The sequence below is a fragment of the Pseudoalteromonas sp. genome (assembly GCF_036960685.1).
Classification (GTDB): domain Bacteria; phylum Pseudomonadota; class Gammaproteobacteria; order Enterobacterales; family Alteromonadaceae; genus Pseudoalteromonas.
In genome coordinates this window covers 1-13,707 of record NZ_JBALXK010000028.1, presented here as the reverse complement: position 1 = coordinate 13,707, position 13,707 = coordinate 1, and the positions used below count along the sequence as shown (strand labels likewise).

Below are 13,707 nucleotides of genomic sequence, written 5' to 3'. Positions count from 1 at the left end.
TTAAAACGGGCACTTTTTAAAGTGCCCGTTAGTATATAACTTGTTGCATTTCCAAGTTAAGCTATTTAGAAATTATAATTAGCACCTAAATAAAACCTTCTTCCTGAATACTGGTTATAGGTAAACCGATTCTCTTGTTTCCAATACCCCTCTTCAACCTCCTCAGTTAAGTTAACCACAGAAGCTGTTAAAGACAGTTGTTCAGTTAAATTATAAGCTGCATTCACATCAAGTTGGCCATAATCTTTCGTATACATGTTGTAACCTTTATGAATTCCATTAGCACGGTCATCTTTCCAGTTATACGAAGCCCTGACGCTAAAGTCATCATTCTCAAAGTACACAGAAAAATTATATTGGTGCTTGGCAGTACCAGGAATTTCAGCATCTGTTTTTTGGCCCTCATTGGTAACTTCACTGGTGCTAGTATCCGTAAAAGTGTAGTTAGCTAAAACACCAAACCCACTTTCGAATGAATGCTGGAAAAAGAGCTCTATACCAGTTGACTGAGCTTCACCTCCGCCCACTTTAGTATTCATTTCGACCTCAATCGGTCCATTACAGCAATCATGTTCGCGTTGAACAATTTCGAGAGAAGAAATAGGTAGGTTAGAAATATCTTTATTGAATAAAGTAGCACCTAAAGCTGATCCCTCAGCATAATACCACTCGATTCCTAAATCGAGCTGATCTGAGAGCATAGGATCTAAACCTGTATTAACCGAAGTGCCTCTACCACGGCCAGTCCAAGAATCAGGGGAGTTTATATTAACTGGTGGCCCGTAAGACTCAGCTTGACTCAAATCAGAATAACTAACACGTGACATAGCGCGTGCTGCAGCAAAACGCACAACAATATCATCGTTCATGTCCCATGCTAAATTCAAACTAGGGAGCCACTCCCCATCGTCACTTGAGCGGTCATTGGGAACTGTATCATTACTATCTTGGCCTATTACATCATCATACGTTAAAGTACTTAGTTCAGTATTAACATAACGAACCCCAAAGTTACCCCTAAGATCACGCCATTGAAAATTGCTTTGTGCATAGACCGACCAAATATCTTCTTCTAAGGTATAGGTTCCTGATAATGTTGGAACTACAGTTGGGCTAAAGTTATTTAAAAGATACTGGTCTAACGCAGCGAAATCAAAGGCAAGAAAATCAAAAGCACCTGTATTACCGGCACTGTTGTCAACTATGGTATCGCTTACTAAGCTTTCTGCGTCTGGGTGAAAGTCAGGATTATGGAACCATTCAGTGCCAGGTAAATAACCTCGGTAACCACCGTTATCAGCGATGCCATCATCCCAACGAAAATTATTCCTGATACCCTTAATTTCATGCTGTCGATACTTTGCTCCGACAAAAAAACTGGTAAAAAAATCACCATCAAAATCTATTTTAAGATCCGATTGAATGTAATTTTCAGAGTCTTTATTTTCTGATGAATAAGAATCAAACCAATCATAGTATTGGTATGCTTGTTTATCTTTTGATAAATCAGTGGAAACATCGTAGCTAGGTCTACCATTTTCTATGTTAAAAAACCAACTGTTTACAGAACCTTGGCGAGCATCTATGTTTGCGTAAGTTTCTTTGGATGTGCCACCTTTAGCTTCGGTGTGACCCACTTGGACTGAAAGTGAATAACCATTTCCATAATAAGTCGCATCAAAATCAAAAGAGTTTGATTGTGATTCACCAAAACGTTCTCTTGCAGTCAATTGGGGGGATAAAAGCCCACGCCTTACTGGAACTCCATTGTTAACATCAGCATCCCCCCAATTATTTTCATTTAATAAACCATTGTCTGCATTGCCATAAGCTACTACAGTGTCTCCATCTAACTTAACCCCGAAATATGGATTATGGTTATCATTCCATTCAGCAAAAAACACTTCTTGACCAGTTTGATCATAACCAAGCTTAGCACCAAAGTAGTTAAAATTTAGATCTAAGTTATCGGTTGGCATCCATTGGATAGCGAGCTGATAACCATCACGTGTGCGATCTTGATTAGCATTTTTTACATGCATGCCCGATGGTGCCCATACATTGTTGTAAACCTCTCCAGTTGCTTGATCTACAATTGCAGGTTGGTCTGCGCCTTCAACAGTATCTGAATAAAAACGCCAGCCTGACGCAACATTAGAAACCGTAGTAACGGTTCTATCTTGGCGTGTATAACCTGCTAAAATACCGAAATTTTCATCATCATTCTTCCATGAATACAATATATTAAGCTGTGGCTGTAGATCTTCAGAAACATCATCATACGTTGCTTCAACACTCAAAGCACCAGAGTTTGCCTCCATCTCTAGCGGTTTACGTGTATTTAAAATCACTGTTCCGCCAATACCTCCTTCATCAATGCGAGCTTCTGCACTTTTATAAACTTCCACGCTACTGATCATGCTCGATGGTAATAATGCATAATTGAAGCTTCTACTCGGTACGCCTGTATCTGATGAAGCAAGGTAATTACCATTGAGTTGTGTTAACGTCCAATCAGGGGAAGTTCCGCGAATACTGACCCTACTCCCTTCACCACCATCACGGTCAATGAGTACACCAGGAACTCGCTGTAACGAATCTGCGACGTTTTTATCTGGGAACTTACCAATGTCTTCCGCTGTAATTGCATCAACATTTGCTGTAGATAGTCTTTTAATTGCAAGGTTTTGTGCTGCTGATGAGCGTATGCCACGAACTTCGATTACTTCAAATTCGTTATCTACTTCTTGCTCTTGAGCAATTACTATATTACTTGATGCCAATACAGCTATGCACAGTGCTGTTTTTTTAAAATTATCACTAAATCGCGCTCCATTACTGGTTCTAGTATTACTCATGCCAATTTCCTTTATTATTGTGTGTGCTTGGTTATATTTATTCACATTAAAGCCCTTAACGAAAAACGAATCCGTAATACTCAGATCATTTCGCAGAGGGTTAATAGCCTGTTAAAGTGCATTTCCAGAATAGGGTTCTGTTAAAGAAAGTGATAATAGAAATTCGGTTGCTAGCAGGACAAAATCGGCGTTTAGCTAAAAAACAGATCCAATTTATAGTCAGCTCATTTATAGTTACAAACTGAAGAATTAGTTAGTTACACATTTTTACAGTATAAAAAACACGCAAAAATAAAAGTTAACCGATTGAATTTTAATGCTATATTTTATTATTTGAATTACAATTTGAATGTTAAATAATTTATCGAAATCAATCAGCTCAAGATTATGGAATTACTCGATGGGTAAAAATTTAGAAATTTGTTTAAATGCAGATGATCATATAAATTTAGCGAATAATGTTAAAACAGCATTTAGAGCAGGTGCACGGCGCATCGAATTGTGTGCTGCAATGCATCTAGATGGGCTAAGTCCAGCGGCAGGTGAAATTGAAATTGCAGCAAAAGCATTGCCCGCAAATGGTGAGTTACTTGTCATGGTTAGGCCAATCGCGGATCACTTTAACGTTGACGCTGCGTTACTTAAAACGATGACTAGCGAGATAGCGCGCGCAGCGCAATTAGGTGCCACAGGAGTCGTTTTTGGCGCAATTGTTGGCAATCAACTTGATGTAGCAGCTACATCAACATTGATTCAGTGCGCTAAACACTATCAACTGGCCACCACTTTTCACCGCGCTTTCGATTGTATTGCTGATAGACGTAGAGCGATCCGCATTTTAAGCGAACTCGGGATTGACCGTATTCTAACCAATGGCACCCCCTGGATTGAAAATAAAAATGTAATGCAAGGGATCGAGCAGTTACAGTTCATCATTACTGACGCTAAAGGACAAATCGAGATAGTAATAGGCGGCGGTGTAACACCACAAAACGCGCATATTTTATGGCAGCTTGGCAGTGAAGATTCACTCTCATTGCATACTTACTCAGGCGTACTTAATAGTGATTCTTTAGTGGATCCAGTATTAATTAACTCAATTTTACAAAAATCGCATAACGAGCAGACTAAACATGACTAATCAATCTCATACCCCGTTGTTTTTAGGTATTGATGGCGGCGGCACTAAATGCCAGGTAAGACTCGAAAACGACTGCGGTGTATTACTTGCGCATGCGCAAAGTGGCCCTGCAAATATTGCCACTTCAGTTTCTGTTGCTCAACAATCAATCCTTGCGGCTACGGCACTTGCGTTGCAAAAAGCCAATTTACCAGCCACTGCCATTGCTAGGATTAACGCTTATGCAGGTCTTGCTGGTGCGGGGATCAATAGCGCAAAAAACACAATGGCGCAATGGCAACCCCCATTTGCACAGTTTAATTTTTCGACTGATTTACATATCGCCTGCCAAGGTGCGCATGGCGATAACAGTGGTGCAATTATCATATTAGGCACAGGTTTTTGTGCAGGCGCTATAAAAGATAATGCTGTCATTGAATTAGGAGGTCATGGATTACTCTTAAGTGATGGAGCTAGCGGTGGTTGGATTGGCTTAAGTTTATTTAGGTATGCACTGGAAGTATTAGACGCGATGTCTCCTTCAAGCCCATTAATTAAATGTCTACTTACCGAGCTGGGTTGTGACACTAGCAGCTCGCTTACTGAGCTTGCACTCAACGAAAAACCGGCCTACTTTGCAAGTTTTGCTCCTTTGGTGTTCAAGATGCAAGATGATCCCGTAGCACATATTATATTAACGCAAGCCGCGCAATTTATTACCCGCTATATCGACCATTTAGCTCAGCTTGGCTATCAACGTATTACCTTAATGGGCGGCACCGCAAAAGTAATTACGCCTTGGTTATCAAGTAAAGCACAACGCTATCTTTGTGATGCACAGTATTCTCCTGAGCAAGGTGCAATTCAATTAGCCAAAATGCACATTTAACGCTCAATATGTGCACGCATTTGCGATGGAATTTCACCAAATAAGCGTCTGAATTGCTTGCTAAAATAGCTAGGTTCAGCAAAACCACATTGATACGCTATTTGTGAAATAGGTAAACGTGTTTCAACTAATAACTTACGTGCATTTTCGAGGCGGATCTCATTAATAAATTGATTCGGTGTTTTCGCTAAGTGCTTTTTAAAACGGCGCTCTAGTGCACTTACGGATAAGTGCGCAAGTTCGGCTAATTCTTCAACGCAGATATTTCTATGGTAGTGTTCTCGAATATAATTAACCGGGCCTTCAATGGCTCTTACATGAGAAAGCGCCTTGGAGGTTTTCTGTAAATGGCGTGTAATGCCATACGTACCGAGTAGATTGCCGTCATCATCACAGATCATTTTTTTAGACGTTGAGAACCAAGCTAATTCACCATTTGAGGTCTGATTTAATTCCAATCGATCGGTGACAATATAGCCGTTCATAACGCGTTTATCGTCATTCACATATTGAAATGCAAGGTGCTTTGAAGAAAAATCAAAATCGGTTTTCAGTAATATTTGCTCTAATAATTTATAGCCTTGGTGCTCAATAAAGTGCTGATTAGCATGTAAAATTCTACTTTCTTTATCTTTTACCCAAAATAGAATATCAGGTAATAAATCAAATGCAGCAATCAATTGCTTTACACCTGCCTTATCAATAATCGTCTCAACATCCATACTATAAATCTCTAAAAATCAGAATTTGTTACTAATATATAAAACGCCGATTTTATTGCATTGTCAACCGAATTTATATTAGCCCTACTGCCAGGCATTCCCTATTATTAATAACATGATATTAACTAACTTCAGTTGTCAGTGACTGAAATGGAACTTTTAATGAATAAAACAAAGATCCGTATGGGCATGGTTGGTGGTGCTGAAGGTGCATTTATTGGTGCTATTCATCGTATTGCAGCGCGTTTAGATGGCTTAATTGAGTTAGTTGCGGGTTCTTTTAGTTCAGATCCAGCCCGTAGCCAAGCAACAGCAGCGATGTTAGGTATTAATCCCAGCCGCTGTTATGACAGTTATCAGCAAATGTTTATTGAAGAAGCTAAGTTACCTGCAGATCAACGCATTGATTTTGTCGCCATTGTTACCCCTAATCATTTGCATTTTCCCATCGCAAAGCTTGCCATTGAAAGCGGCTTTCATGTTTTATCAGATAAACCCGCGACCTTGAATTTACAAGAGGCCTTGTTATTAGAGCAAATCGTGCAATCAAGTGATTGCTTGTATGGCTTAACCCACACTTATACGGGTTACCCGATGATCAAAGAAGCACGTCATCGTATTGCTCAAGGTGAGCTGGGTACTATTCGTAAAGTAATTGTGGAATACAGTCAAGGTTGGCTTTCGAGCAATGAAGACGAGCAAGCTAAACAAGCAAAATGGCGTTTAGATCCACAACAAGCAGGTATTAGCTGCTGTATAGCTGATATTGGTGTCCATGCTGCAAACTTAGCTGAATATGTCAGTAACTTGGAAATAACAGCGTTATGCGCAGATTTAAACCACGTTGTACCAGGGCGCACCCTTGATGACGATGGTACGGTATTACTGCGTTTTAACACAGGTTGCAAAGGTGTGTTATTAGCCAGCCAAGTTGCTCTTGGCGAAGAAAATAATCTTACTCTGCGTATTTACGGCGATAAAGCCAGTATCGAATGGTCGCAAATGGAACCCAACAGTTTATGGCTAAAAAGTCATAATGCGCCAACAACTTTGCTGCGAGCAGGAGTGGCGCTAAAAAGCCAAGCCGCTCAAGGTGCTTTACGTGCCCCCGCCGGTCACCCCGAAGGTTACCTTGAGGCATTTGCCAATATCTATGTCAATTTTGCAAAGCAGATCGACGCGAAAAAAGCAGGTGGCCTAGCAAGTAACGCTGACTATGACGTACCGGGTATTAAAGAAGCCATTCGTGGCATGGCATTTATTGAAAATGCTGTAGAGGCATCAAGCCAAGACACGAAATGGCAAACATTTAAAATTGGATAAGCAAACTATGAATAACATAAAAGGCCCGGCAATATTTTTAGCCCAATTTATCAGTGATGAGGCACCTTTTAACGACTTTAAAAGTATTTGTCAGTGGGCGGCAAGTTTAGGCTATAAAGCAATTCAACTCCCCACCTCAAATCCCGAGCTGTTTGACTTAGAAAAAGCAGCTCAAAGCCAAGATTACTGCGATGAGGTGACTGGTATTGCAGCACAAGCAGGGCTTACAATTTCAGAGCTATCTACGCATTTACAAGGTCAATTAGTTGCCGTACATCCAGCTTACGATGAAATGTTCGATAACTTTGCGCCCGAGAAATTACGCGGCAACCCCGCTGACAGAACAAAGTGGGCTATATCTCAACTGATGATGGCCGCCAAAGCGAGTAAACAGTTAGGGTTGAACACCCATGTTACTTTCTCTGGCGCGTTGCTTTGGCATACTTTCTACCCTTGGCCGCAACGACCACAAGGTCTAGTCGAGGCTGGGTTTACTGAACTGGCTAATCGCTGGCTACCAATACTCGATTACTTTGATGAAATGGGAGTGGATGTTTGTTACGAGTTGCATCCTGGTGAAGATTTACATGATGGGATTACTTTTGAGCGCTTTTTAGCGGCGACCAATAACCATCCTCGGGTAAATATTCTTTATGATCCAAGCCATTTTGTATTACAGCAACTTGATTATCTTTCGTTTATTGATATTTATCACAAGCGTATAAAAGCATTCCACGTCAAGGATGCGGAATTTAATCAAAATGGTCGTAGCGGCGTCTATGGCGGCTATCAAAATTGGCAAGACCGCCCTGGCAGATTCCGTTCGTTAGGTGATGGCCAAATTGATTTTAAGAGTATTTTTAGCAAATTAACCCAATATGGGTTTGATGGTTGGGCCGTTTTAGAGTGGGAGTGCTGTATTAAACACCCAGAAGATGGCGCCCGTGAAGGCGCTAAATTTATTCAAGATCATCTGATCCGCCCAACAGCTAAAGCATTTGATGACTTTACTGCACTGGCAACCAATGATGAGCGTAATAAGCGGATATTAGGCATTAAATAAACAGGAACACACACAATGAATAATAACAATAACCACCGTATTATTTTTCGGCTTTGCTGTATTGCACTCATTGTTACATCAATGACGTTTGCAATAAGAGCCGGAATTTTAGGGCAATTAGGCGAGCAGTTTGGTTTAACTGGCGCTCAGTTAGGCTGGGTCAATGCGATGGCATTTCTGGGTTTTCCGGTTGCGACTATGCTCGGAGGCATTATTTACAATGCCATTGGCGCTAAGAAATTAGTGGCTTTAGCATTTGTTTGTCACTTAGCGGGGCTGCTTTTAACTATCATCGCCGAAGGTTTTTGGGGGCTACTGATCTCAACCTTTTTAATTGGCTTTGCCAATGGCTCAGTTGAAGCTGGATGTAATCCGCTTATTGCGCAAATGTACCCAAAAAACACCACAACTATGCTAAACCGCTTCCATGTTTGGTTCCCTGGCGGCATTGTCATCGGTGCACTGGCGTCAAACGCGATGACCTCTTTTGGTTTGAGTTGGCAATGGCAAGTGGCGTTAATTCTAGTACCAACCATTATCTATGGCCTGATGATGGTAAAAGCGCAGTTTCCACAATTTGATGCTCAACAAAACTCAACTTCGAGTAACTTAAAACACTTACTTTCGCCTTTATATCTGTTTTTAATTATTTGCATGACCCTAACCGCAGTGACCGAGTTTGGTACTCAGCAGTGGATTGAACAAATCCTCGGCTCGTCGGGTGCCTCACCTATGGTTATTCTCGCGCTAATCACCGGATTAATGGCGCTGGGTCGCTTCTTTGCAGGCCCTATTGTGCATCGCTTTAGCCCGTCGGGCGTGCTACTAGGTTCAGCTGTATTTTCAACTATTGGCATATTTTTAATGAGCCAAGCACAAGGCAGCGCAATTTACTTTGCCGCCGCCCTATTCGCCATCGGCGTTACTTATTTTTGGCCTACCATGATTGGCTGTGTTGCTGAGTACACACCAAAAACGGGGGCGTTAGGCATGTCATTAATCGGTGGCGCAGGCATGTTCGCAATGAGTCTGTGGAACCCAGTAATAGGCTATTGGATTGACACTGCGAAACAGCAAGCTCAACAAACACAGATCTCAGCAGAGCAAATAGAAGTCGTTGCCGGTCAGGCTGTTTTGCAAAACCTATTAATCTTTCCAATTGTATTAATAGTTGTATTTATCGGGCTTCACCTGTTTATAACAAAACATAAAAATGTAGAAAAATACGTTTAATAGCAATACATCGCACACAAAATAAAGGGGTACTTTATGCTTAAATCACTTTCAGCATTATCAATTGCTTTAGCTTTCACTAGCACTGCATTTGCTAAGAATATTGATAACCAACTTTCTAAAGAAGAACAAAATGCTGGTTGGCAATTACTATTCAACGGCCAAGATATGTCTCATTGGCGCAATTTTAAAAGCGATACACTCAGCCCAAAATGGACTATCGACGATGGTGCTATGTTACTTACCAAAGGCGGTGGTGACATATTAACTAAAAAGAACTACAAAAACTTTGATTTAAAGCTTGATTGGAAAATCAGTGAAGTTGGTAATAGCGGCATTTTTGTTCTAGCCGATGAACTGGGTAAATATATTTACTCGCATGCGCCTGAAATCCAAATTATTGATAATGAGCGCCATTCAGATACCAAAATCGACTCTCATTTATCGGGGTCAATTTATGACTTGCTAACAGCTCCTGCAGCAGCGCATAAACCTGCAATGCAATGGAATACTGTGCGCATCAAAATGCTCAACAACCATTTACAGGTTTGGCAAAATGGAGTAAGCGCGGCCAGTATTGTAGTGGGCAGCAGCACGTGGAATACCTTAGTTAAAAACAGTAAATTTGCAACATGGTCAGATTTTGCTACTGCAAAACAAGGCCGTATTGGCCTGCAAGATCATGGTGACAAAGTGTGGTTCAAAAATATAAAAATTAAGGAGCTGTAATTATGTCAACATTTGACCATAAAGTGTTAGTTGTCGGCTCAGGTGCCGGTGGTGCAATGGCCGCCTATACTCTTACAAAGCTTGGCCACAAAGTATTATTACTCGAAGCGGGCCGTAATTACGACCCGAAAACAGAAAGCCCTATGTTTCGCCGCAACAGTGAAGCGCCATTAATGGCAACCAGTACTAAAGATAAAAATTTTGGTTTTTATGATGCCACTGTTGATGGCGGTTGGCAGGTACCCGATGAGCCTTATACTAGCGCGAAAGGCTCAGAGTTTTTATGGTGGCGTGCACGCATGCTCGGCGGACGTACTAACCATTGGGGTCGCTATTCACTTCGTTTTAGTGAACATGACTTTAAAGGTAAAAGCCGTGACGGCCAAGGTGCTGATTGGCCATTTGTGTACGAAGATATCGCTCCTTGGTACGATATTACCGAAGAGTTAGTCGGTATTTGTGGCACTAACACCGGCTTAGATGACATGCCTCCTTCACCTGAGGGTGTATTACAGCCGCCACCGAAGCCCCGCGTGCCAGAATTATTAATTGCAGCCTCAGCGAAGAAGCTTGGCATTACCGCCGCTCCTATGCATCGCGCGGTATTAACTCGCCCTAAAGATGATCGGATGGCTTGCTTTTACGCCACTCCATGTGGCGCGGGTTGCTCAATTGGTGCCGCTTTTCAAACCACCACATCTTTATTACCGATGGCACAAGCCACAGGTAATTTAAAAGTGATCACAGATGCAATGGTAAAATCGGTGGCTGTGAATGATGATGGCAAAGTTACTGGTGTAAGTTATATAGACAAGCACTCTGCGCAAGAACACGCTATTGATGCCGATGTCGTTATTTTGGCGGCCAGCGCCTGTGAATCAGCACGAATTCTACTTAATTCTAAACACAAAAAGCACCCTAAAGGTTTAGCTAATTCAAGTGATCAAGTAGGTCGTAATTTAATGGATTCAACTGGTGCTTGGTTAGGCGCGCAAATTCCTGCACTAAAAGGCCGCCCGCGTTATAACGAAGATGGCCACACCGCCAATCATTTATTTATTCCTTGGTGGGGACACCAAGCCCAAGCCAAAGGAGAACTTGATTTCCCGCGTGGTTATCACTTTGAAATAGGCAGTGGCTTTAACCAACCAGGAGCCGGTGTATCCGGTGATAAGCAAGGTTATGGTAGTCAATTAAAGCAACAAATACGTGATGCTTATGGCTCATACGTTGGCTTTGCTCTGCGCGGCGAAATGCTACCTAATAAAGATACCTACATGGAAATTGACGAAACAGTAAAAGATAAATGGGGTATCCCTGTCTCTAAATTTCACTTTAAGTGGTCTGATCGAGAACTTAAGCAAATTGAGCATGGTTTAAAAACAGCGAAGCAAATCCTTGAAAACATGGGTGCCAAAGTAGGCAAATTACCTTCTGCTGAGCAAGCGATTTCAAAGGGCGGCGAAATTATCCATGAAGTTGGCACAACCCGTATGGGCAGCTCAGCAAAAGACTCGGTAACTAATCAGTGGGGACAAACCTGGGATTGCAACAATTTGTTTGTTATGGATGCCGGCGTGTTCGCTTCTAACCCGCATAAAAATTGTACCTTAACGATTATGACACTGGCGATGCGTAATTCAACTTGGTTAGCTAAACAGATCAGTGAAGGAGTATTGTAATGAACACCAACGACCGTATGGATTCATACAAATATATTTCTGGTATGACACGCCGAGAATCACTTAAGTGGTTGGGCTTACTTGCTGCAGGTTCAACTGTTGGTTTAACCACAGGTTGTACTAAAGTACTTGAAGATACGCCAACCAGTTCAGGACATTGGCCTGATATTGAAATAGCCCCCATTACAGCAAAAGGCTATGGCACCGACCCTAACCTAGTAATGCCACCGGCATCGCCTTGGCCGTTAACTTTAACTCAGTCACAGCTGACTTTAGTGGCTATTTTATCTGATCTGCTAGTGCCTAAAGAAGGCAATATCCCAAGCGCATCGGAGCTTAATGTGCCAAGTGTTATCGATGAGTGGGTCAGCGCGCCCTATCATGGCCAACAAAAAGATCGTGTTACTATTTTACATGCATTAGCGTGGATTGATGATGAATCTAAAATCCGTTTCGATAAGCTTTACAGCACCCTCAATAACGCACAGCAACACGCTATATTGGATGATATAGCTTATTATAATGACGATACGCCAGAGCATTTCCAGCGTATTGCTAAAGCATTCAATCGCTTTAAGGAATTAGTTTTGGCTGCGTTCTTTTGTACGCCACAAGGTTGTAAAGATATCGGCTATTTAGGCAATGTGCCGATTGCAGGTGATTACCCTGGCCCTTCAACCGAGGCTAAAGCCCATTTAGAGCATATTTTAGATGAGCTTGGCTTAAGCGAATATGCTTACAAAGAGGATTGATCCACAACACATTGTTAGTTAGCCCAGACCAAAGCAGGGAGTGATCTCTGCTTATTTTTAGGTATTTTATTATGTTTAAAGCCATGTATTCATTCTTAATTAATGCTGTCGCAAGCATTTTAGTCATACTCGCACTACAATCTTCACCTGCCACCGCTAATACGAGCGACTCCGTTAAAGTAAGCGTTCAATTGTGGTCGGTTAAAGAGGCATTAAAAGCAGACTTTAACGCAACCATCACAAGCCTTGCTGACATGGGATTTCAAGGACTCGAGTTTGCTGGTGATTTTGGCCCCTATGAAAATAACCCTCGGGCGCTTAAAAACAAACTCGCAAGCTTAGATTTAGTGGCCAGCAGTGCGCATATTGGCTTTGATGCTTTAACTGACACCCGCTTGATGGAAACCTTATTATTTTATAAAACACTCGGTGTCACTACTTTATTCGTGCCGTGGGATGAGCGTGCATGGGATCCTAAAGGTATTATGTCACTAACAAAACAATTAACAGCAATGAACGAAATCGCGCAAAAATATGAGATGCAAATTGGCTTTCATAATCATAATAGAGAGTTCGAACAATTTAACAACGCAACCTACTGGGATGCAATTGCCAGTAATACCCCCACTAATTTGCCATTACAACTTGATATTGGCTGGGTGCATTACGCAGGCAAAGAACCGCTTTATTTCATCAAGAAATACGCAGGTAGAACCTACGCGACACATTTAAAAGTTCGTACCCACGAAAATGACGGCTTAAGCCCTATATTCGGGGAAAATAATTATCCATGGCAAAAAATAATTCAGGCACTCATAACCGATGGCGGCACGCAGTGGTTGGTTGTAGAGCAAGAAGAATACCCTGCTGGTTTAACGCCTTTACAAAGCGTTGCTAAATCAAAAGCCAACTTAGATAAAATACTTCACAGCATGTGAGACTGAAGACTAGGGTCTGTTTACCTTTCAAGGTTAAATTTGCAGCAGCCTGTTTGGTATTCAGGCAAGGCAGCGCCTATGTGGTGTGGTTATTCCCCATAAATAGGCGATAACGCAGCATCAATGCCAAACAGGCACTGCCCTTCGGGTTCTGCCTAGGGGCGATTTACTCTTTGTTGCTCGGTTTTGACTTAGCCCACTAGGTTACAAACCTCGCGCCGTGATTAAACCGCTCCTAGTTTGAACAAATTTTAATCCGCAAAGATAAACAGACCCTAGGAACTCGCTTAATACACGAGTTCCTAAAATCTATTTACACATCCACGGCAAGATCATTATAAATTGAACTTATAGAATATGTAGTGATCAGATCAAGGCATAATAATCACCTTGGTCAC

11 protein-coding genes are annotated in these 13,707 nt (G+C 41.7%); 9 read left to right on the top strand and 2 right to left on the bottom strand.

The features are described 5' to 3' along the window. Positions 1 to 65: 65 nt before the first annotated feature. A complete protein-coding gene (locus V7783_RS18275) occupies positions 66 to 2,858 on the bottom strand; it encodes a TonB-dependent receptor (protein ID WP_335679936.1) in 2,793 nt (930 codons plus the stop codon). Between the two features lie 400 nt (positions 2,859 to 3,258). Between V7783_RS18275 and V7783_RS18270 the strand changes: the two genes are divergently transcribed. Both V7783_RS18270 and V7783_RS18265 read left to right on the top strand, forming a co-directional pair. Next, on the top strand, positions 3,259 to 3,999 hold the full coding sequence (locus V7783_RS18270) for a copper homeostasis protein CutC (protein ID WP_335679935.1): 741 nt from the start codon (positions 3,259 to 3,261) through the stop codon (positions 3,997 to 3,999). Next, positions 3,992 to 4,867: a BadF/BadG/BcrA/BcrD ATPase family protein gene (locus V7783_RS18265; protein WP_335679934.1), complete on the top strand. Its 876-nt coding sequence runs from the start codon at positions 3,992 to 3,994 to the stop codon at positions 4,865 to 4,867. Before V7783_RS18270 ends, V7783_RS18265 begins: the two co-directional genes overlap by 8 nt. Here V7783_RS18265 and V7783_RS18260 read toward each other — a convergent pair. Continuing rightward, entirely contained in the window at positions 4,864 to 5,589 is a 726-nt protein-coding gene (locus V7783_RS18260) for an AraC family transcriptional regulator (RefSeq protein WP_335679933.1), read from the bottom strand. The genes V7783_RS18265 and V7783_RS18260 overlap by 4 nt on opposite strands. A 162-nt stretch (positions 5,590 to 5,751) precedes the next feature. Between V7783_RS18260 and V7783_RS18255 the strand changes: the two genes are divergently transcribed. The 7 genes from V7783_RS18255 (at position 5,752) to V7783_RS18225 (ending at position 13,309) form a co-directional block, all read left to right on the top strand. Then, positions 5,752 to 6,912: a Gfo/Idh/MocA family protein gene (locus tag V7783_RS18255; protein ID WP_335679932.1), complete on the top strand. Its 1,161-nt coding sequence runs from the start codon at positions 5,752 to 5,754 to the stop codon at positions 6,910 to 6,912. 7 nt (positions 6,913 to 6,919) lie between these two features. Next, entirely contained in the window at positions 6,920 to 7,975 is a 1,056-nt protein-coding gene (locus tag V7783_RS18250; protein WP_086996723.1) for a sugar phosphate isomerase/epimerase family protein, read from the top strand. Between the two features lie 15 nt (positions 7,976 to 7,990). Then, positions 7,991 to 9,208 (top strand): MFS transporter, encoded by a 1,218-nt coding sequence (locus tag V7783_RS18245; protein WP_335679931.1) that lies wholly within the window; start codon positions 7,991 to 7,993, stop codon positions 9,206 to 9,208. Positions 9,209 to 9,244: 36 nt separating this feature from the next. Continuing rightward, the gene (locus V7783_RS18240; protein ID WP_335679930.1) at positions 9,245 to 9,937 is read left to right on the top strand and encodes a 3-keto-disaccharide hydrolase; all 693 of its coding nucleotides are present in this window, start codon (positions 9,245 to 9,247) and stop codon (positions 9,935 to 9,937) included. A gap of 2 nt (positions 9,938 to 9,939) precedes the next feature. After that, positions 9,940 to 11,619, top strand: coding sequence for a GMC family oxidoreductase (locus tag V7783_RS18235; protein WP_335679929.1), 1,680 nt, complete (start codon positions 9,940 to 9,942; stop codon positions 11,617 to 11,619). Further along, positions 11,619 to 12,371 (top strand): gluconate 2-dehydrogenase subunit 3 family protein, encoded by a 753-nt coding sequence (locus V7783_RS18230; RefSeq protein ID WP_335679928.1) that lies wholly within the window; start codon positions 11,619 to 11,621, stop codon positions 12,369 to 12,371. The genes V7783_RS18235 and V7783_RS18230 overlap by 1 nt, the downstream gene beginning before the upstream one ends. Positions 12,372 to 12,442: 71 nt before the next feature. Continuing rightward, positions 12,443 to 13,309, top strand: coding sequence for a sugar phosphate isomerase/epimerase family protein (locus tag V7783_RS18225; protein ID WP_335679927.1), 867 nt, complete (start codon positions 12,443 to 12,445; stop codon positions 13,307 to 13,309). The last annotated feature ends 398 nt before the right edge of the window (positions 13,310 to 13,707 follow it).